Annotated in this window: 23 protein-coding genes and 9 tRNA genes; 3 read left to right on the top strand and 29 right to left on the bottom strand. The window is 41.2% G+C overall.

Going from position 1 to position 19,804, the window contains the following annotated elements; genetic code table 11:
• Positions 1–23: 23 nt before the first annotated feature.
• On the bottom strand, positions 24–965 hold the full coding sequence (gene trxB, locus PQ511_RS03635; RefSeq protein ID WP_273850554.1) for a thioredoxin-disulfide reductase: 942 nt from the start codon (positions 963–965) through the stop codon (positions 24–26).
• Positions 966–1,157: 192 nt separating this feature from the next.
• Between trxB and PQ511_RS03630 the strand changes: the two genes are divergently transcribed.
• Entirely contained in the window at positions 1,158–1,394 is a 237-nt protein-coding gene (locus PQ511_RS03630; protein WP_224599977.1) for a YuzB family protein, read from the top strand.
• Positions 1,395–1,587: 193 nt separating this feature from the next.
• Here PQ511_RS03630 and PQ511_RS03625 read toward each other — a convergent pair whose 3' ends face one another.
• The 19 genes from PQ511_RS03625 to PQ511_RS03535 form a co-directional block, all read right to left on the bottom strand.
• On the bottom strand, positions 1,588–1,815 hold the full coding sequence (locus PQ511_RS03625; RefSeq protein WP_273850553.1) for a hypothetical protein: 228 nt from the start codon (positions 1,813–1,815) through the stop codon (positions 1,588–1,590).
• 52 nt (positions 1,816–1,867) lie between these two features.
• Positions 1,868–2,509, bottom strand: a complete 642-nt coding sequence (locus tag PQ511_RS03620) for a YpjP family protein (protein ID WP_273850552.1) — start codon at positions 2,507–2,509, stop codon at positions 1,868–1,870.
• Positions 2,510–2,640: 131 nt separating this feature from the next.
• Positions 2,641–2,967, bottom strand: a complete 327-nt coding sequence (locus PQ511_RS03615) for a transporter (RefSeq protein ID WP_273850551.1) — start codon at positions 2,965–2,967, stop codon at positions 2,641–2,643.
• A gap of 125 nt (positions 2,968–3,092) precedes the next feature.
• Positions 3,093–3,167: transfer RNA gene (locus PQ511_RS03610), tRNA-Glu, on the bottom strand.
• A gap of 5 nt (positions 3,168–3,172) precedes the next feature.
• Positions 3,173–3,246, bottom strand: a tRNA-Gly gene (locus PQ511_RS03605).
• A gap of 5 nt (positions 3,247–3,251) precedes the next feature.
• Positions 3,252–3,344: transfer RNA gene (locus tag PQ511_RS03600), tRNA-Ser, on the bottom strand.
• A gap of 10 nt (positions 3,345–3,354) precedes the next feature.
• Positions 3,355–3,430 (bottom strand) — tRNA-Ala (locus tag PQ511_RS03595).
• 6 nt (positions 3,431–3,436) lie between these two features.
• Positions 3,437–3,513: transfer RNA gene (locus PQ511_RS03590), tRNA-Arg, on the bottom strand.
• Positions 3,514–3,521: 8 nt separating this feature from the next.
• Positions 3,522–3,596: transfer RNA gene (locus PQ511_RS03585), tRNA-Gly, on the bottom strand.
• A 6-nt stretch (positions 3,597–3,602) separates the two neighbouring features.
• Positions 3,603–3,687, bottom strand: a tRNA-Leu gene (locus tag PQ511_RS03580).
• 5 nt (positions 3,688–3,692) lie between these two features.
• Positions 3,693–3,768 (bottom strand) — tRNA-Thr (locus tag PQ511_RS03575).
• 43 nt (positions 3,769–3,811) lie between these two features.
• Positions 3,812–3,887: transfer RNA gene (locus tag PQ511_RS03570), tRNA-Val, on the bottom strand.
• Positions 3,888–4,040: 153 nt separating this feature from the next.
• Positions 4,041–4,196: a hypothetical protein gene (locus PQ511_RS03565; RefSeq protein ID WP_273850550.1), complete on the bottom strand. Its 156-nt coding sequence runs from the start codon at positions 4,194–4,196 to the stop codon at positions 4,041–4,043.
• A gap of 126 nt (positions 4,197–4,322) precedes the next feature.
• Positions 4,323–5,078 carry an NRDE family protein gene (locus PQ511_RS03560; protein ID WP_273850549.1) on the bottom strand — a complete coding sequence of 252 codons (756 nt, stop codon included), beginning with the start codon at positions 5,076–5,078 and terminating at the stop codon, positions 4,323–4,325.
• 62 nt (positions 5,079–5,140) lie between these two features.
• Positions 5,141–6,037, bottom strand: a complete 897-nt coding sequence (gene trhO / locus PQ511_RS03555; protein WP_273850548.1) for an oxygen-dependent tRNA uridine(34) hydroxylase TrhO — start codon at positions 6,035–6,037, stop codon at positions 5,141–5,143.
• Positions 6,038–6,137: 100 nt separating this feature from the next.
• Entirely contained in the window at positions 6,138–6,533 is a 396-nt protein-coding gene (gene kapB, locus PQ511_RS03550) for a kinase-associated lipoprotein KapB (protein ID WP_273850547.1), read from the bottom strand.
• A 58-nt stretch (positions 6,534–6,591) separates the two neighbouring features.
• Positions 6,592–7,200: a cell wall hydrolase gene (locus PQ511_RS03545; RefSeq protein ID WP_273850546.1), complete on the bottom strand. Its 609-nt coding sequence runs from the start codon at positions 7,198–7,200 to the stop codon at positions 6,592–6,594.
• A gap of 146 nt (positions 7,201–7,346) precedes the next feature.
• Positions 7,347–8,492, bottom strand: a complete 1,146-nt coding sequence (locus PQ511_RS03540; protein ID WP_273850545.1) for an acyl-CoA dehydrogenase family protein — start codon at positions 8,490–8,492, stop codon at positions 7,347–7,349.
• Between the two features lie 26 nt (positions 8,493–8,518).
• Entirely contained in the window at positions 8,519–8,770 is a 252-nt protein-coding gene (locus PQ511_RS03535; RefSeq protein ID WP_273850544.1) for a glutaredoxin domain-containing protein, read from the bottom strand.
• A gap of 212 nt (positions 8,771–8,982) precedes the next feature.
• On the opposite strand from PQ511_RS03535, the gene PQ511_RS03530 reads away from it, so the two are divergent.
• Positions 8,983–10,053 carry a toxic anion resistance protein gene (locus tag PQ511_RS03530; RefSeq protein ID WP_273850543.1) on the top strand — a complete coding sequence of 357 codons (1,071 nt, stop codon included), beginning with the start codon at positions 8,983–8,985 and terminating at the stop codon, positions 10,051–10,053.
• Positions 10,054–10,070: 17 nt separating this feature from the next.
• Complete coding sequence (locus PQ511_RS03525) at positions 10,071–10,931, top strand: hypothetical protein (protein ID WP_273850542.1); 861 nt, start codon at positions 10,071–10,073, stop codon at positions 10,929–10,931.
• 33 nt (positions 10,932–10,964) lie between these two features.
• Here PQ511_RS03525 and trhO (PQ511_RS03520) read toward each other — a convergent pair whose 3' ends face one another.
• From trhO (PQ511_RS03520) to glgD, 9 genes are all read right to left on the bottom strand, one after another.
• Positions 10,965–11,933: an oxygen-dependent tRNA uridine(34) hydroxylase TrhO gene (trhO, locus tag PQ511_RS03520; protein ID WP_273850541.1), complete on the bottom strand. Its 969-nt coding sequence runs from the start codon at positions 11,931–11,933 to the stop codon at positions 10,965–10,967.
• A gap of 170 nt (positions 11,934–12,103) precedes the next feature.
• Positions 12,104–12,544 carry an OsmC family protein gene (locus tag PQ511_RS03515; RefSeq protein WP_273850540.1) on the bottom strand — a complete coding sequence of 147 codons (441 nt, stop codon included), beginning with the start codon at positions 12,542–12,544 and terminating at the stop codon, positions 12,104–12,106.
• A gap of 58 nt (positions 12,545–12,602) precedes the next feature.
• Positions 12,603–13,031 (bottom strand): BrxA/BrxB family bacilliredoxin, encoded by a 429-nt coding sequence (locus PQ511_RS03510; protein WP_273850539.1) that lies wholly within the window; start codon positions 13,029–13,031, stop codon positions 12,603–12,605.
• Positions 13,032–13,049: 18 nt separating this feature from the next.
• On the bottom strand, positions 13,050–14,177 hold the full coding sequence (locus tag PQ511_RS03505; RefSeq protein ID WP_273850538.1) for a conserved virulence factor C family protein: 1,128 nt from the start codon (positions 14,175–14,177) through the stop codon (positions 13,050–13,052).
• 62 nt (positions 14,178–14,239) lie between these two features.
• Positions 14,240–14,833 carry a lytic transglycosylase domain-containing protein gene (locus PQ511_RS03500; RefSeq protein ID WP_273850537.1) on the bottom strand — a complete coding sequence of 198 codons (594 nt, stop codon included), beginning with the start codon at positions 14,831–14,833 and terminating at the stop codon, positions 14,240–14,242.
• Between the two features lie 15 nt (positions 14,834–14,848).
• A complete protein-coding gene (gene ytvI / locus PQ511_RS03495; protein ID WP_273850536.1) occupies positions 14,849–15,952 on the bottom strand; it encodes a sporulation integral membrane protein YtvI in 1,104 nt (367 codons plus the stop codon).
• A 160-nt stretch (positions 15,953–16,112) separates the two neighbouring features.
• Positions 16,113–17,147, bottom strand: a complete 1,035-nt coding sequence (locus PQ511_RS03490) for an EAL domain-containing protein (RefSeq protein WP_273850535.1) — start codon at positions 17,145–17,147, stop codon at positions 16,113–16,115.
• A gap of 88 nt (positions 17,148–17,235) precedes the next feature.
• The gene (glgA, locus tag PQ511_RS03485; protein WP_273850534.1) at positions 17,236–18,666 is read right to left on the bottom strand and encodes a glycogen synthase GlgA; all 1,431 of its coding nucleotides are present in this window, start codon (positions 18,664–18,666) and stop codon (positions 17,236–17,238) included.
• A 16-nt stretch (positions 18,667–18,682) separates the two neighbouring features.
• The gene (gene glgD / locus PQ511_RS03480) at positions 18,683–19,789 is read right to left on the bottom strand and encodes a glucose-1-phosphate adenylyltransferase subunit GlgD (RefSeq protein WP_273850533.1); all 1,107 of its coding nucleotides are present in this window, start codon (positions 19,787–19,789) and stop codon (positions 18,683–18,685) included.
• Positions 19,790–19,804: the final 15 nt, after the last annotated feature.

The following is a 19,804-nucleotide window of genomic DNA, read 5'->3' as shown; positions in this document are numbered from 1 at the left end:
GGCTTATACCCTGCGCTTTACACTTACATACTCCAATCAATAAAGGCGTTTCCTTCTAAGAATCGCTCACAATCCATTGCGGCCATACACCCAGTTCCTGCCGCTGTAATGGCTTGACGATAAGTAAAATCCTGAACATCGCCACAGGCAAAAACACCCGGTATATTCGTTCGAGTGGTTCCAGGTTCCACTTGGATGTAGCCCTTATCGTCCATATTCAGCTTCCCTTGAAGAAAATCGGTGTTTGGACGGTGGCCGATCGCAACGAAAATACCATCGGTTTTCACAATTTCTTCTTCATCGGTATCGCCATCCTTCACTTTGATACCGCTTACCTTATTGTTTTCTGCCACAACCTCAATTGGTGAAGCATTGAGTTTCCAACTAATTTTTTCATTCGTGCGTGCACGTTCTTGCATGATCTTAGATGCTCTTAATTCTTTTCTTCGGTGTAGAACGGTTACTTCTGATGCGAATTTCGTTAAGAAGGTTGCTTCCTCCATTGCAGAGTCTCCTCCACCAATGACGACAATCTTCTTATTACGAAAGAAAAAGCCATCACACGTGGCGCAGGTACTTACTCCTCTGCCCATATTTTCCGATTCGCCAGGAATACCAAGAAGCTTCGCTGAAGCTCCTGTTGAAATGAGAACAGATTCTGCCATTATGTCCCCCAGCGTATCTGTTGTCAGTTTAAAAGGTCGTTCACTGAAATCAATATCCTTCACCCATCCGCGCTCAATCGTGGCACCGAAACGGAGCGCCTGCTTTTTCATATTTTCCATCAGTTCAGGACCAAGTACTCCATCTGGAAACCCGGGAAAATTCTCTACATCAGTTGTTAACGTAAGCTGACCACCAGGTTCCGGCCCTTCTATGACAAGCGGCTCCATATTTGCTCTCGCCAGATAAATCGCTGCTGTTAAACCTGCTGGTCCTGTTCCGACAATAACTGCTTTATGCATGATGACCCTCCTCTATCGACTTCATTATGTTATTTTTCCTAATTATAAAGAAATAAACCCTTCTCTTACAAATTATATGAGTAATAGTTAAGATGTTTCTTGGTTCATGCAAATGGTTGTCCATTTTCCTTCCTTCTTGGTAGAATGAAAAGAGTTATGAATTCTGTTAGGAAAACTTGAGGTGAATAGAAAATGAATCCAATTGTAGAATTTTGCATGAGCAATCTTTCAAGCGGTTCACATAAAGCAATGGAAGCTCTAGAAAAAGATACGGACCTAGACGTCCTTGAATATTCCTGTCTTGGCCATTGCACGCTATGTAGCCAAGAAATGTACTGCCTTGTTAACGGCGAACGTGTGACAGGCGAAACGCCAGATGAACTTGTTGATAACGTCTATCAGTTCATCGAAGAAAATCCGATGTTTTAAGGAGATTCGGATATACTAACAGGTGAATCCATGTAGAGGAGGCACTTGTATGAAAAAACGTAATGCATATGATCCTAAAACGGGGATCCAGGGCGAAAAAGAAGGCGAAGATGCACTTCTGATGAATAAAAAAAGAGGCCCGCAAAATGCGCGCCCTAAAAAGAAGTAATAAGCCGCTCCTTGCGGCTTTTTCTTATGCGATTCGAAACCGAAATGTGAACCAAAAATCATCATTTAACAAATCGCCTGTTGCAATGATATGTTGTTCGCCTTCTTCATCGAGTGTAATCCAACTATTGTGTTCATCCCGATACACTGGATAAAAATTTCCCTCTTTAAATAACTTTCGCTGAAACGCACTTTCTGAACCGCCAAACGGTTCTTCTTCATATACATCTCTAATACATTGGACAAGTTCCATCTAAGCTGTGATCCTCCTTACTCTCCAACCAAAAACACTCCGCGCACCTCTCTTATGAGAGCCACTTAGGCGGAGTGTTTTTATCCCAATAAATTTTACCTACTTCATAATGTTCTTCAAAATTATCGTTTGCTGCATGATAATGAAAGTTGAACCAGTAGCCATCCTGCGGTGGATGATCTCTTCTAACATGAAAGCGAAGTAGATCTTCTCCATTCTGTTCGTTATAAACATGAAGAATTCGTTCACCGTACCCACCAGACGGTGACTCAGTTAAACGAAGTGACCGGATCTCATCAGCATCCAAATCGGCAACAGATGCAGCAATAACTTCAGTTACTTTAGGCACAATTGACTCTGTATACTGGTGACCAACGCGAGTCGAGATGATGTCTCCAAACTTTGATAATCCCTGTTCTTCCGATTGACTGCTTGCATAAGTAACAAAATGATCAACCAAATCAGCAGAAGGGATTTGTGCTGCAATCTTAGGCCAGTCTGTAGCATTCTCCGTAGGATCAGAGAGTTTGACTGGCTCGTCCAACGGATCTAGAAGAAGATGACTTTCCTCCTGATACGTTTCAGAAGGCTCCGTTTTTTCGTCTGCTAGATAACCAGTAGGAATGACTGTTCCCAACGTCATAACTGCGACAAATGCTACAAATAACTTTCTCATCCAAAGAGGAAATTTCATGAAGTGCACCTGACTTTCGAAGATCAATAGTTAGTTATATTTTCGCATGATCTCTTAAAAAAAGCCAGATGTTTACGCTATTTTTCACAATCTAATCACCAAAAGAGCGCCTGATGTAAGCGCTCTTCAATTTAGCATGTAAACATATCAATTCTATTTAAGCTAATTCCTGTATACACCCATCTTCTACCTGTCCACCTGAATCCAGATACCGACGTACGCCCGACAAATACGGGCCAGAACCAGAATGAGTTGCCACCACGCATCCAAATATACGTAAATCGATACATGCATCTTCTAATCGATCCAGGATCAACAGCAAATGCTCCAGACTGAGCTGACTGTGGTCTCGGAGGCGGTGATGCAGGTGGGCCCGATGTCGGGGCTACGGGCTGCTGTCGATACGCGTCTGTACTGTCATAGTGATAGGCAATATGCTCATGTTCTTCGTAAACCATTCGGTCCATCCCCTCTCTCTTATACAGCAATGTATGCGGTATATGGGTGAGACGTACCGAATTAAAATCAACAAAAAAAGCACCTCTCCTGAGTATGCTTGATACACTACGTATTAAAATGAATCTGGTGACCCGTACGGGATTCGAACCCGTGTTACCGCCGTGAAAGGGCGGTGTCTTAACCGCTTGACCAACGGGCCAAATTTGGAGCGGGTGATGGGGATCGAACCCACGACATCAGCTTGGAAGGCTGAGGTTTTACCACTAAACTACACCCGCAAAGATGGAGGAGGAAGAGGGATTCGAACCCCCGCGGGCGACTAAGCCCCTGTCGGTTTTCAAGACCGATCCCTTCAGCCAGACTTGGGTATTCCTCCGATATGAAATTGGTGGAGCCTAGCGGGATCGAACCGCTGACCTCCTGCGTGCAAGGCAGGCGCTCTCCCAGCTGAGCTAAGGCCCCGAAATATGGTGCGCCCGAGAGAAGTCGAATCCCTAACCTTCTGATCCGTAGTCAGACGCTCTATCCAATTGAGCTACGGGCGCGTGAGTCCTGGAGCGAAAGACGGGATTAGAACCCGCGACCCCCACCTTGGCAAGGTGATGTTCTACCACTGAACTACTTTCGCAATATATGGTGCGGGTGAAGGGACTTGAACCCCCACGTCGTAAGACACTAGATCCTAAGTCTAGCGCGTCTGCCAATTCCGCCACACCCGCATGTGTGGTGCCGGCCAGAGGACTTGAACCCCCAACCTACTGATTACAAGTCAGTTGCTCTACCAATTGAGCTAGGCCGGCATATTTTCCTTAGTGATAACGCTGATAGTACTTTTAAAAGAAATGGTGGAGGATGACGGGCTCGAACCGCCGACCCTCTGCTTGTAAGGCAGATGCTCTCCCAGCTGAGCTAATCCTCCATTAAACAGCGACTTCATTATCTTACTACACAATCCGTTGTTTTGTCAACACTTTATTTCTCGTGTTTTTTCAAGGACAAAACTTATCTTATCATCGCTTTATAGAAAACACAACCCTTTTCCACAAAAAAAAGAGAGGAATTTCTCCCTCACTTATACTGGCGTCTGAATGAGTGGTTTTTTCTTTTTATTTTTATTGAGTATAGGTCTTTTTTTAGTCACCATTTCAGAATCATATTTTCGGTACTCTTTCATATCAAGTGATTCCCTCAAAAGCTGATCTTCAAGATAGTGACGCTTTCGTTTCAAAAAAACCCCTCCTCATACGTATTAACTTTCAGTACCCCTGTATGCTGGTTTTAAAACCACAACCTAATACTTTATTTGAAATCGAAAAGTTACAGGTAACACATAATGTATTCTAAACCTAAAGCTTTATTCCTCATATAGGATAAATTGGTACGTGTTTTCCTGTTCCCTTCCTGATCGTTCGGTAAAGGTTACTTGGCCATTTTGAGTTACAGTGATGATCGTTTGTGCTCTTGTTCCGTAATTTTCTGATGAAATAAACACCGGTGAAAGCATTCTTTCCCATTCAATTGGCACTCCTGTTTCAGGTAATAAATGATCTGGCGCAGGCTCAGCGTGTGAGAGCATTTCAAATAGCTCCTCTTGGTCAAGTTCTTTCTCTTGCCGCATATAGTGGGCTAGCTCTTTTTTAAGCCTCTCTACTTTCGGCCAATTTGTGTTCAGTAAATGGTTACTTACAGCGTGAATGCCGCTTTCTACTCTTTTTATTTGGTTCTCCTTGTTTGAATAGTAGTAAAGAGTATTGAAATCCCCCGCTAGTAAATTAAAACCATTATACTGCTCTTTCTTTAGCTGGACGGTTTTCAAGTATGCCTCTGCTGATTGATTCTGTCGTAAGTAATCCGCAGTTAAATCGCCTCTTGAATGGTTCTTGGGTTCTTCACCGGGCTCACGATAATTCGTGAGCGCCGCAATTTTTCCTGTTGTCGTAACACCCAGCCAGGTTCCCATTGCTTTCAAATCCCGACCACCTAAAAGTCCGGGTACATCTTCCCAATAATGCGCAGGCATTGTGGGGCGCTCGTAGAACTCGTCTCGATTGGCGATTAGAATAAAGGGATATTTTTCATGAGCATCGATTGCTACAGCAATTAGACACACGCTACGTACCTCCTCACCGTTAGTCATTGTAAAAAAACGCAGCGGTATCCGCTGCGTTACACTTACGCCATGTGAACTTCTTTTTCACAAGCTGATGAACAATAGTGCTTATGTTCTTCTTTGCAAGAATCACACACGATATGGAGCTTGTCACACGTAACATTTGCACAATTAATATACGTATCTGCCGGCTCCTCGCAATGATAGCATTTCCCTACGACCGTATCTTCATCCGTACGGTTCACAGGTACAGCAAGACGATCATCGAAAACAAAACACTTACCGTCGAAGTATTTGCCCTGTACTTCTGGATCTTTACCATACGTGACAATCCCACCATGAAGCTGCGAAACATCAGAGAACCCTTTCTTTAATAAATACCCTGAAAATTTCTCACAGCGGATTCCACCCGTGCAATACGTTAATACTTTTTTGTCTTTTTGGTCGGCAAGGTTCTGCTCAATCCAGTCAGGAAGATCACGAAAGGCTTTAATATCAGGACGGATGGCATTTCGGAAATGACCAATATCATACTCATAATCATTTCTAGCATCAATTACGATCACATCATCGTCTTCTAGCGCTTCCATGAAATCCTTCGGGTCAAGGTAGTTACCCGTGATTTCTTTCGGATTAACATCTTCCTCAAGTCGTAATGAAACAATCTCTTCACGTGGGCGGACGTGCATCTTTTTAAACGCATGACCATCGGCCTCGTCAATTTTAAAAACCATATCGCGGAAGCGTTCGTCAGCTTTTAGTTCTTGCATATAACGTTCAGTATTCTGAACGGTTCCTGAAACAGTTCCGTTAATTCCTTCTGTACCTACAAGCACTCTTCCTCTTAAGTTCAAAGACTGACAAAACTTAAGATGCTTGCGAGCAAAATAAGCAGGATCTTCGATTTCTACATATTGATAATATAACAGCACTTGGTATGCTGAAGCTTCTGATTGCAAATCAAAAACCACCCTTTACGTCTTCTTCACTTAGGTCATCCGATCGGAAGCCTAAATCAATACTATATCTTACCTGATTTAGATAGTGATGTAAAGAAGACTATCTTGTCGGAAAATACTCTTCTTTAAGTTTTTCAATTTCAAGGAGAGAAGCCTCTGCCCATCTTCCACCTTCGTGTTTCAGCTCTGCTTCTTGTGTATCGAGCGCTTCACGCAACGATTCTTTGTAATCAGGTACTTGACCTTCATAATGATTGATGGCAGATAACGGCACGAGGGCCTTTTCAAATTGGGCGAGTGCTTTACGTTGATGGAATAGAGGCACATCAAGCTGTTTCGGATTATGAAGATCACCTTGAGTTGGATGTTTCATGACCGCAAGAACTTTGACGACAGCTTTTGGTTCTTTTAAATCAACCACTTCACCAATGTACCTACCTGTTTTATAACCTGCGGTCACCATTTCACCTGGTTGAAACGTTTTTCTCTGTGTCATTTTCGCTTCACTCCTTCATCAAACTATGGATACACGTCGATGATATCATAAAATCCTTTTATCTTGTGAAGACATGTTTACCGATTTCTTTAATAATGTGCCTCGTTCGAATCCAATCGTCAGTAGCAATAGCTGGATTATAATAAAATAAAGCACCCGAACTTGGATCTTGTCCACTAAGCGCGGCATAAACGGCTTTGTATGACTCTGGTCCCGGACGCTGATTGTATTGACCATCTGAAACGGCTGTATATGCGCCGCTTTCAAAAATCACTTTCTTTAAGCTGTTTGGAAATTTAGAGGAAAGGACGCGATTGAGGGTGACAGCTGCCACCGCTACTTTTCCTTCAAACGTTTCGCCTCTCGCTTCTCCATTTACTAATTTTGCAAGCATTTCGATTTCTTCTATTGAATAATTCGTAACAGAGAATTGATCCCTCGTTACTTGATTAACGTCATTCATATTTTTAACAGGAAGATTTAGCAACAAGGCTACATCCTGCTTTGTTTTTGGTTCATGTGTTTCTAGTGGCGCAATGGCAGGTTGCTCTTCTTCTATCAAATGAGGTGCCTTCATCATCGTAACCGCTTCTACCTGATGAGACTGAGCAGAAAACATCGTAAAAAAGAGACTTGTCATTAAAATAGCTGAAACCGATTTTTTCATAGACCTCATCCTTTCAGTAGCTTTTAAGCACGCCATAAAGGATAGAGGAAGAAAACGCCCCTTACAATAGGGAGTCAAAGGTTGATAATCCACATATAAGAATAAAAAGAAACTCCTTCCAAAAAGAAGGAGTTCGATTCATCATTTTAAAATTGCTTCATCGCAAGAACTTGGAGCGACAATTCATCGCTAGGTGGGTTATGAAGCCCTGCTCGAACATCTCGGTACAAACGTTCTAGCTGATTCTTTTTCATTAAGCTTCTCCCACCAACGATACGCATGGAAAGATCCACGGCTTCTATGGCTGCCTTTACCGCCTGAGTTTTTGCTGCGAACAGTTGCCCCTGCATGTTCATTCGTTCTTCTGGATAACGATCCCACTGATCTGCCACTGAATAGAGAAAATGACGAGCACTTAAGAGTGCCAGGGAAATGCGACCAAACTTATCTTGAATATGTGGAACATCTTTTAAAGGCATATCAAGACTGTTCGGTTGATACGAAGTGACAAACTTTACTGCTTCTTCTCGTGCAGATTCAGCGATACCTAAATACACTGCCGGTATATGCAGCAACCACCCTGGAGGAAGCGATGCTGTTTTACGTTCCTTGTCATAGATTTCAAGAAGAGAATCTGAGGATACAAAAACATCATTTAAGACTAGATCATCACTTCTCGTACCTCTCATGCCAAGAACATCCCACGTTTGTTCCAGCGACACGCCCTTTTGATTCATAGAAACCAAAAAGTCAGCTGGCACTCCATTTAGCGTGGACTTCACAATCACCTTATCAAGATGTGGGCTTAGTGTAGTGAACGTTTTTCGTCCAGTGAGTTGATAACCTCCGTCTACTTCTGTTGCCATTGTGGCAGGAAGCCCCCCTCTAGTTGGGTCCCCAGTTTCTTCTTCTGTTTGAGCTCTATTTATAAGCGCTCCGCCTAAAACGGCCCGACAAAGCTCTTCATACGTATCCTGACTCCACGGACGACGGTCATGAAGATCTTTTAGTATGCCAAAGTGCCATCCAATTGATAACGCGCCGGCACCTTCTCCTTTTCCTAACTCCTCTTGAATCAAGACAAGTTCATAAAGAGAGAGCCCTTTCCCACCAAATTCTTTAGGAATGGGCAGTGTAGTAAAACCTGAACTTTTCATACTTGCTATAATGGAATCAGGAATGCGAGCTTCCTCATCAATTCGTGTTGCGTTTTCTTTTAATTCAGCACGATGCTTACTAGCGAGTTCCAAGAGCACATTTTCTCGTTCATTCCGAACAAAATTCCCAAACATTGGGTACACCTTCTTTCAACCAGTTATCAATCGTTCTTTCTAGAAGACAGGTGAAGCAGTTCATCGATACGATTCTGATCAAATCCAATGATAACCTCACCATCAATGACGACGGTTGGCGTGGACATTGAGCCGTGGTCATTGATCAACTCATTACGCGCAGCTCGATCTTCTTTTATATTTAGCAACTCATACTTCACATCATGCATTTGAAAATAATTTTTCACAAATTCGCACGGTGGACATGCCGGTTGTGTATAAAGTTTTACATTTTTCATCTTACATCACGTCCTATCACTAATCTAAATCCGTTTAAAACATATCACCCCTTTCCTCATCTTTCAACTATTTTACTCTAGAGAAGTTTGTACTCATAAGGCTAAGGGAAAGGTTTCGCTGAAGGTGTTTTGAAACTTTTCACGAAATCTATTCGTATAGAATGTTAGGAAGCCATAACAAACGCATTCATTCTATTGAAGGAGTGACAAATATGAGTAATCAGCCTGAAAAAATAAACGCGCAACGTGAAAAAGCTGAGGAGATTATCCAAAGCTTTTATCATGAAGATGATACAGATAAGATCCTACAATCCTTGTCAGGTCTAGGTGAGGATGCCCAGCGTCATGCAGGAGAGTCATTGGAAGCGTTAAAACGGCCCGTTAAAGGAATGATTGATCAACCAAATAACGATTTACCAGATAATCTCCACAAACTTAGGGAGCATGTTTCAGAACTTGAGCCGTCTTATTTAAAGAAAAATAAATTCAATAAACTGCTCAATCGCGTCATGGGTCGTAATGAAGTTGAGCAGTATGCGAAGAAATACAAAACAGTAGAATCTCAGGTTGAAGTGATTGTTGAATCGCTTCTTACAGGTAGAGATAAACTACAAGAAGATAATGTAATGCTGAAAGAACTAAAAGATGTGGCAAGAGAACGAATTATTGGACTCGAAGACCAGATGGATCTTGGTCAGACCTTAATGACGATGCTTGAGGAAGAGGCAGCAAAGGATGAATGGAAAGACAACCCCCTCCCCATCCAAAAAGCTCAGCAAAAAGTCGTTAGCCGAGTGAAGAATATGTCACAAGCTGTTATGGTTTTACGCCAGTCAATGGCTTCCGTAGATTTAATTATGGAAAACAACGAAAAGCTAGAAGAAGCCATTTTTAATGCGGTAACCATGACCAAAAACATCATTACTGTTACAGCTTCTATTCAGCTTGCACTTGGCAACCAGCAGAAAGTAATTTCCGCTGTCCAAAATGTGAATGAAGCAACCGAATCAATGCTCCTTCGAAATGCTGAAATGTTAAAGCAAAATACGGAGGAAACGGTCAAAACGCTTGAAAAACCGGCCATTGCGATCGAATCTTTCCGTAAAGCCTATCAGGACGTATTCGAAGCGATTGAAATTACCGAGAAATCAAACGTCCGCATTATAGATAGTGGTAAGAAATTTATAGTAGAAATGGATCAGTTAAATAAAGAAATGAAAACCAAATTAGATCGTACTACGGCGAGGCAAAAACAGCTTTCTGATGCAGCCGATCGACTTTAATGACAGGAGGGAATCCCATGGGGCTTTTCGATTCTACTGAACCCCAATGGCTTGAAAAACTGTTACCGCCTCAATTTAAGACGGTGGAACCATCACTTCTTAACGATGCGAGTACCACGAGCTTTCTTTCTTATGCGGAACAGTTGTTAGATGAATTTATAGACAAACTCAATCCTACAGAGAATAAAACACAAAAATGGAAGCGCACGGAGCGAGGATTTACGGTTTACTTGAAAATCAGACGTAACCTGATTCTTTTTTCAGGATATGATAGTCAAAAAGACCGCTCGTCTACCCCAAAAAAGTTTTTTATTCAATGGGAGCGACAAATGGTCACCAAACGAGATTCAGGGAAATGTAAACAGGGAACCATTTTAATAAATGATCGAGGAAGAATTATTAAACGAAGCATTAAGCGATCTCCTTTTTTTAAAGGGATTTTTCAACGCATGAAGCTATTGGATCATGCTTTACTTGGTTCGAATTCATCACAGGGGCAAGAAACCATTGATCCAGTCTTAAAGGAACAGCTAAGTCAGTTAGAGAAGATCACTTCACACGCTTCCATTAATGGCGTGATTCATTCTAGAACGACAAGGCTCATACACCTGTTTCGTCAAATCTTACCTGAACTTGAGTCTCTTGACCTTGAGGAACGGCATGTTGTAAAGCGAATGCTTTCAACTGAGGTTCCGGATTTATTAACAGGTTATCTCTCACTCTCTGCACAAAATCAGGAATTGCGTCACCGTGATCTCTTTCAAGCTCTTTGCCAAATGGAGTTAGCCCTTCATCAGTATCTTGAAAAAATTGAAAACAATCGACTATCTAAAGTGGATCATCTCCTTAAAGTAAATAACATGCGCTATCATAAATAAAAGCTAGCTGTCCAAAGACAGCTAGCTTTTTCATTAAACCTCTTGTTCAATTTGCTCTTGCATTAATTTTTGTAGACGCTCATTCACTTCTTCTTGCGTTAAACCGTGTTCGGCTACATAACGGTTACGAGGTGATGTCCGGCACTCATGTGAACATCCTCGTAGGTATTTATGTTCGTTCTCCTCTGATGTAATAATTTGCTTATTACATTCAGGGCTTGCACAATTAACATACCGTTCACACGGCTCACCTGTAAAGTAATCTCTACCAACAACGACGTGATCTTTTTGGTTAATCGGAACAGTAAGCCGGCCGTCAAACACATAGCATTGGCCATCCCAAAGCTCGCCTTTTGTTTCCTCATCCTGACCATACGTCACAATACCACCATCTAACTGGTTCACATCTTCAAATCCTTGGTTAACCATCCAGCCAGTGAATTTTTCACAGCGAATTCCGCCAGTACAGTACGTAAGGATTTTCTTATCCTTTTTATCCGCCAGGTTTTCTTGAACCCACTCAGGTAAATCTCGGAAATTCTTAATATCTGGACGAATGGCGCCACGGAAGTGACCCACATCATACTCGTAATCATTACGCGTATCAAGAATAATGACATCTTCTTGTTGCATCGCTTCACGCCACTCAGCAGGTTTCAAGTGTTTTCCACCAACCTGGTTCGGATCGTGGTTTTCTTCAAGCCGAAGCGTAACAAGCTCTGGGCGTAAACGAACATGCATCTTTTTAAATGGGTGTTCTGGTGCTTCGTCAATTTTAAAGAACAGGTCAGCAAATCGCTCATCTGCATGCATCATATCCATATACTGTTGCGTTTCTTCAACTGTGCCGGAGAGGGTCCCGTTAATTCCCTCTTCTGCTATAAGAATTCTCCCTTTTAAGTTATGTTCTTTACAGAAAGCAAGATGTTCTTCGACATAGTCATCCGGCTGATCAATTTGTACATATTTATAAAACAATAATACACGATAGTCTTTATTCATGCTTCTATCTCCTTTATTTCACTGTTTCCATTTTGCCCGCTACTTTTCCGTTCCAAAACCTTATTATAATGATTTTTTCAAGAAATGCAAAGGGTGGACTTTCCCTCAGGAACAGAACGGACATGTTAGGTTAGTCTATCAAAACAAAAGCTCATAGACAGTGAAAAACCTCACACTTTTTTAATAGATGGTTCAATGTAAACGTCAACGTTTCCTTTAATCGCTCTTGTAATCATGCAACCTTCTTCTGCTTGATGCGCAATCGCATGAATACGTTCAGACATAGTCTCATCTGGATCGTTTGCCAGATAAATGACTGGATAATGATGAATGGATTCAACATGAAGTCTTCCCTTACTACTTACCGTTAATTTAGACGATATTTTAACATCTTCGAAAGGAATTTGATTTCGCTCCAAATACAAGCCTATTGTCATAAAATAACAGGCAGCTGAAGAACTTAAAAGCAGTTCATCGGGGTTTGTTCCCTTCTCGCTTCCTCCCATTGATGAGGGAATGGAAACGTCGGTTGTAAGGTGTTCTGTTTTGATTTTCCCTTCACCAGAAAGCCCGCCCTTCCAGCTTCCTTGTAACTCAAATACGTGATCCATTTTCACAACCTCCTATTAATTCGAGCAAAACTCCACTCAAGTGAGTGGAGTTTTGTGATTAGCAATATTGTTCAAAAGCTCCTGTCAAATTCGCTACGATGTCTTCCACTTCATGATCTTCAATTTCTTCTCTTGGAATAAAATGAAGAACCTGTCCATCTTTTAACAGAGCGATGGAAGGAGATGATGGTTCGTACCCTTCGAGATACTCGCGCATTTTCCCAGTTGCTTCACGATCCTGACCTGCAAAAACAGTCACAAGGTGCTCAGGTTTCTTATCGTACTCAATGGCTTCACGAGCCGCCGGACGAGCAAGACCAGCTGCACAACCACAAACGGAATTTATAAATACTAATGATGTCCCTTTTCTCTCTGAAATAAAGCTTGCAACTTCATCAGGTGTTGTAAGTTCTTCAAAACCAGCTGACGTTAATTCGTCGCGCATTGGCTGTGCCATCTGGCGCATGTATTCTTCGTATGGATTCATATCCGATACCTCCTGTAATTAATTCGATTTTCTTGCTTGCGTCATTTGATGCCAAACAGAACCCTTTGCTTCTTCTCCGCCTTTAATCCGTTCTAATGCCATGCCAGCCTGCATCTTTACTTCGAATTCAGGATCGTTCATCGCATGTTCAAGCGCAGGGATAGCTGTTTCGTCCCCAACTTCATATAAAAACATCGCTGCTCTCCAACGGACTAGCTTGTTTCGATCTTGTAGCGACTGGATCATTTCAGGAATGGCTTCTAAATAACCGAGATCAGACATACAATCTCCTGCTGTTCGCCGCACTGTGACTGACTTATCTTTCAGTGCCTTATAAAGAAGTGGAAGCACTTCTTTCGTCTCGATCATCCCAAGGTAAACAACAGCTAAGCGGCGAACAGAGGCTTTTTCATCCTGTAAAGCTTTTTCTAAAACAGGTAAATCCGAAAGCTCTGGATCCATACGATCAAGCGCAGCGTATCTTGCCTTCCAATCTGGATCATCCAGCATAGCAAGCGTAACCACTTTTTTCTCTTGCTTAGGTGAAGGTTCACTTTGATCAGAAAATGCCGCAGTCACAAGAGCTTCAAGGCGCTCGCTGCTATAAGTTGCTGCAATTTCTTCCGTTACCTCCTGGCCAATTTCTTCAGGTGAACCGTATCTTGGATTTTGTTCTTTCCACTGTCTTTCCATCACCATGTTTTCGGAAGCTGATGAGGCTTTCATCGCCGCCTCCATAAAGCGATCTGGTAATCCAAATCGATGCTCAGATTCCCCTTCTTCTAACTTGACTTGCATTGGAATTCCTCGAAACATTTGGACCGATACTTTGATTTCACCAAAATCTTCTACAGAAGTTTGCTTTGAAGAAGCAGATTCTTCCTGCACTTCTCCAAAAGCTTCTCTCGCCCCTGGGAGGATATCCTCCCATGCGTATTTGGCATTTCGTTCTAGTGCAATGAAATCCATTACGTGATAAAGGCCTTTCACGCCTGGAACGGCCATTAATTTTTGAATATAAACTGGAGCATTTGTAAGGTCAGTATCAAGCTTATACTGCCTTGTATCTCCAGATGGTAATTCTTCACTTAAATTAATTTTCATCGAATTTGGACTTGGAGTCGGTTCGATTGAAACAATCTTCACGCAATCGCCCCCTTCTAATCGTGATTTTATCATATGTGTCTGTCCTGTACCATTACATTGAATTAAGGATCTAACTTCACTACTGTAGCGTTTTCTTTATACTCATTATAAAAAGAAAGTACCTCTTCCACGTATTCATCACTTTGATTATAAGCAAACAGCGCACTTTCAATTCTTCCCTCACTCGCACCATTCGCAGAAAGGTAACTCGCAGCTGTAAAAGTAGCGTCTTTAAGATTGTATGGATCTGCTTTTCCATCTCCGTTTCCATCTTTTCCATATCCACCGTATTTTTGAATAAGATCTAAGTCTGTAATATCAACCAGGTCGTCTTTATTAAGCTCGCCTAACTCACTGCCTCCGTAGCTCCAACCAATCCAGGTAAGAGGCATGAATTGGAAATGTCCAATCGCCCCTTTCGGACTTTCTAAAGTGGACATTGTAGAGAATTTTGTTTCAACACGATGAACAGCTGCAAGAAGCTCCCATTGAACATCGTATTCTTTTCCAGCTTCACGATACAAATCAATATATTCCTCTGGCACCTCAGATTTTTTTAAAGGCTGAGAGAAAGGATCCGGCGATCTTTGGAGCATCAGCCCAATCACAATGCTAATGATCATTGTTCCGATAATCAAACTTCCCGTTCGTTTCACAAAAGTTCTTCCTTCCTAACGTCTTTCATCGGGATTTGTAAATTCTTCACTAGGGAGATGAATCCACTTACTAAGATACCCGTGATCATAAAGCGCTTTGATTAAAATAAGTAAAATTGGAGAAATAATGACCCCCGCAATTCCAAATAGTGAGAGTGAAATGATCATAAAAGAAAGAATCGTAAATGCCGATACCCCAAGCGAATCACCTGTAATTTTAGGCTCCATAATCTGTCGCACAAGCATGACAACACCAAGCAGGATTAAAAGAGATACTGCAAGTGACGTGTGACCTACTGCAAAAAGATAAATGGCCCACGGTAAGAAAATAGCTGAGACCCCGAGAAGTGGCAATAGATCAAAAAACGCAGATAGTAAAGCAAGAGTAAATGCATTATCAACTCGTAAGATCCACAGCCCACAGAGCACGAGCACAAACGTAATTGTAATCAGTTTAAGCTGCGCTTTAACATACGCCCCAATCCCACTTAAAACATTTTCTTTTAGGAAAAAGTACGCGGTCTTAAAGGTATTCGGTGTGCGTTTCTTTGCAATACGTTTCCACATCTCAATTTCGATACTTAAGAAATAAGCGAGGACAATTCCTACAATAAAATTTATAACAAGTGTTGGAATTGATGTTACAAAAGCAAAGACACTATTTAAGAAAGCGGTCAACATAAACGATGCTTTTTCAACAAGCGTTAATGAAAAATCCTGCGCCTTTTCAAGAACATCTGGTGGAAGTGCATTCATTTGAAGCTGTCCCCATTCGATATAACTCATGATTTGATCTTGAAACTTCGCAACATACCCTGGAATTAAACTAATTAAATTTTGTAATTGAAGGACAAAAATAGCTCCAGCCAAAAAAACAACACTTAAAATAATGAGAACAAAAAGAAGTGTAGAAATCGTCGTGGCGGCTGTTTTACCAATTCCTTTTCGATTCAAAAAGCGTGCAAAAGGCTCAATAATAAGGAAAATGACATACCCAACAATAATCGGTGCTGCAATGTCAAATAAAAAACTAGATACAAGCATAATTAAAAATACAGTTAACACAATAAGTCCAATATCAAAAGCCGTACGTGCATAGCGTCGATAAAACGTTAACATCCTGTCACCTCAATTTAGTAATCTGTCGTAAGTATATCGGTTTTCTGTAGAAATTCCCATAAGAAAAAGAAGGGAGCTCCCTTCTTTTCTTAGATTTATGAAAGGTTGTTCGACTTTTTTGCTTTCATTCCTATAATCAGAATGCGAGCTACTAGTTCTCTTAAATTCGAAGAGATGCAACAGGGTCTTTTGATGGTTTTCCAAAATAATAGCCTTGACCAAGCGAGATCCCGATGTCACGACATAAATCCACTTCTTCTTTTCGTTCAATTCCCTCAGCAAGTAACGTAATGCCCTCCTCATTCGATAAAGACACCATCTCAACTAAACGATCCTGTTTCTCAGCATCCTGATCGCAGAAAGAAATTAAACTTCTATCCAGTTTTGCGTAATCTGGTTTCAATTCAAGTAACAATTCTCTTGTTGCAAATCCTGTTCCGACATCATCAAGAGCCATCTTCATGCCCTCACGTTGATAGGATGTAAAAATCTTTTTCAGATGAGCAATATCACTTATCTTCTCTGTTTCCACCACTTCAAATACGAGATCGTTAGGATCTATCTCGAATTCATTTACAGCTTGAAATGTTGTTTGAAGGCAGTGGGCAGGGTCATAAATGGAAGAAGGCAAGAAGTTGATAAACCGTTTCACCCCTCTTCCTAGATGAAAAGCGCTTGCTTTAAGTGATGCGATTCTTGCAGCACTATCGAGAAATGACTGAAGACCCGATTGCCTTGCCATTTCGAATAATTCATTAGGATAAAAGAGAAAATCTTCACTTGTAGGACGCATTAAAAACTCATAACCAGTAATATTTTGGTCAGCGAGTGTGATAATTGGCTGCATATGGCTTGTAAAAAGAGAATGCTTCATGATTTCTATGTAATTGGGATGCTGCACCCTTGAATAAAACTGAGGAAATGAAAGAGGCTGCGTTTTTTCTCTCTCATCTTTAGAAAAGGTTGCGCAATAAAACATTTCAGTTGCAGCCCTATTAAAATTAGATTCAATGCGTTCGCACACTTCTTCTAGTGATTCAAGATCTTGAAAAGGAATAACTAGCGGATTTTCGAGCTTCTTGCGGCCCATAAGTTGATGCAAACTTTGATTCAACTGAGGAACGGCAGTGAAAATTTCTATAAACCCAGAAGGATGAATGTCTGGTATGGTTTGGCATTTCGTACATGATATCATCAATCGACTTCTCCCATCTTGTAAGTATAATGTTCGTCACAAAAAAGCAGAGAGTTTCCCCTCTGCTTTTTATCGGTAACCTGTTTGTTTATTTTAATAGTTTTTGATATAAATTTAAGTATTTCACAGAGGAAGCTTCCCAAGAATAGTTCAACTGCATGGCTCTTTTGACTAATTTTTTCCACGTGATTTCATCATGGTGATAAAGATCAAGGGCAAGACGAATTGTATCTAACATTTCATGCGCATTGTAGTTGGCAAAACTAAATCCATGACCTTCACCTGTATACTTGTTAAAGGGTTGTACAGTGTCCTTTAGTCCACCTGTTTCGCGGACAATTGGAAGGCTACCGTAGCGTAGCGCAATTAGCTGACTAATTCCACATGGTTCAAATTGTGAAGGCATTAAAAACAAATCAGATGATGCATAAAGCTGTCGAGCAAAGCCATCATCAAAATAAATATTAGCTGAGAATCGGCCAGGATAGCGTGCTTGCGCTTCACGAAGCATATGTTCATAATGTTCATCCCCTGTTCCTAGGACAACGACCTGAACGTTTTGCTCCATGATTTCAGGTAATACTCTAAAGAAGAGGTCAATCCCCTTTTGTTCGACAAGTCGAGTAATAAGAGCCAAAACTGGAATTCCTTCTCCCACTTGTAGACCAAGCTTCTTTTGAAGATTGATTTTATTTTTTTCTTTTAAAAGATGCGTCGCGTGGTACGTGTATGCTAATGCGGCATCCGTGGCAGGATCATAAAGATCCGTATCAATGCCATTGATGATTCCTGTAAAATCGTTTTCTCTTTTTCTCATAACACCATCAAGATATTCTCCAAAGTAAGGCTGTTTAATTTCATCAGCGTATGATGGACTTACAGTCGTAACGTAATCTGCATAAACCAGTCCACCTTTCATGAAGCTTACATTTCCATGAAATTCTACCCCTTCATTGTTAAAATGAAGTTCACTTAAGTCAAGCAAATCATGAAGAATCGTCTTCGGAAAAACACCTTGATAGCGCAAGTTATGAATCGTATAAACGACCTTCATCCCTTCATAGGTTGGATGATTTCGATAATGCGCTTTTTTTAACACAGGAATCATTCCCGTTTGCCAATCATGGCAATGAAGAATATCCGGCTTTTCGTCCAAATAAGGAATCGCTTCTAACACAGCTTTACAAAAGAATGAAAAACGTTCACCGTCATCAAAGTAACCATAACTACCACTTCGCTTAAAGTAGTATTCATTATCTACGAAATAATAGGTAATGCCATCATACTTAAGCATTTCAATACCGCAATATTTATCACGCCAGCCAACAGAAACGGTAATGCTCTCCTTTAGTTCAAGCTGACTTTTAAATGTTTCGTTCATATCTTGATATTTAGGTAAGATAACCGATACATTCGCTCCTTGTTTTTGAAGTGCTTTTGGAAGAGCACCAATCACATCTCCTAGCCCACCTGTTTTAATAAATGGATGACCTTCTGATGCAGCAAATAATACGTTCATGTTATGTTTCCCCCTACTAGATGACAGTCGATTTTGCGATGACGCGCGGCTGGTCTTCAGATGTTACGCTTTCATTTGGTGAAACGGAGACATCTTTATCTAGAATCACATTTTCAATCACTGCACCTTCACCAATTTCACACTTCTGCATGATAATACTATTTCGAATGACCGCACCTTTGCCAACTCTAATTCCTCTAAACAGAATACTGTTTTCAACTGTTCCAGAGATGGTGCAGCCATTAGCGATTAAGGAGTTGGAAACGCTCGAGCTTTCCAAATATTTAGCTGGTGATTCGTGTTTTACTTTAGTGTAGATTGGACCTGTATTATAAAATAGCTCCTGCGTTACATTCGGATCAAGCATTTCCATACTGTAACGATAGTAGCTCTCGATGCTATCAATAAACGTGACATATCCACCAAAATGATGGGCATGAACATGGTAACGGTCTAAATTAGCCGCAATCGCTTCATTAATAGATTCATGCTTACCATTCTCAATACTTTCTTCCACGAGTGAGATAAGAAGGGAAGATTTCATCAAGAATGTGTTCAAAAACACGTTATCTCCTGGTAATGGTTCAACCCCCAAGTTCAAACGATCCACACGTTCATCGTCATTTGTATAAAGGACATTATAATGACTACCACTTGTATAAGGATCGTCGCAGGGTTTGTAAACGACCGTTATGTCAGCATTCTCAGCTTCATGTTCTTCAATAATTTGATCGAAGTCCACATTCCAAACAAGCTGACCGTTGGTGACGACAACATAGTGAGAAAGACTTCTTTTGAAAAAGGAAAGGTTTTCATAAAAAGATTGAATATCACCAGTACTTCTCCGCTCTTCATCTGCAGGAGGTTGGAAAAAAAGACCTCCCTGGTGGCGATCTAAATCCCACTCTCTACCCGATCCTAAATGGTCAAATAAAGAACGGTATTTCTCCCGAGTGAAGACGGCGACTGTGTTAACGCCTGCGTTAGTTAAGTTTGATAATGAGAAATCGATCAATCGATACCGACCTGCAAATGGAACGGAGGCAAAACTCCGATGATTGGTTAGCTCACTAAGTGTGTTCTTTTCATCTACGAGGTTAATAACTCCTACTACTTTTTTCATCGTTTCATCTCCCTG

This window comes from Guptibacillus spartinae (genome assembly GCF_028610625.1).
Taxonomy (GTDB): domain Bacteria; phylum Bacillota; class Bacilli; order Bacillales; family Guptibacillaceae; genus Guptibacillus; species Guptibacillus spartinae.
The sequence above is the reverse complement of the archived record's forward strand: the minus strand, read 5'-3'. Positions and strand labels throughout refer to the sequence as shown.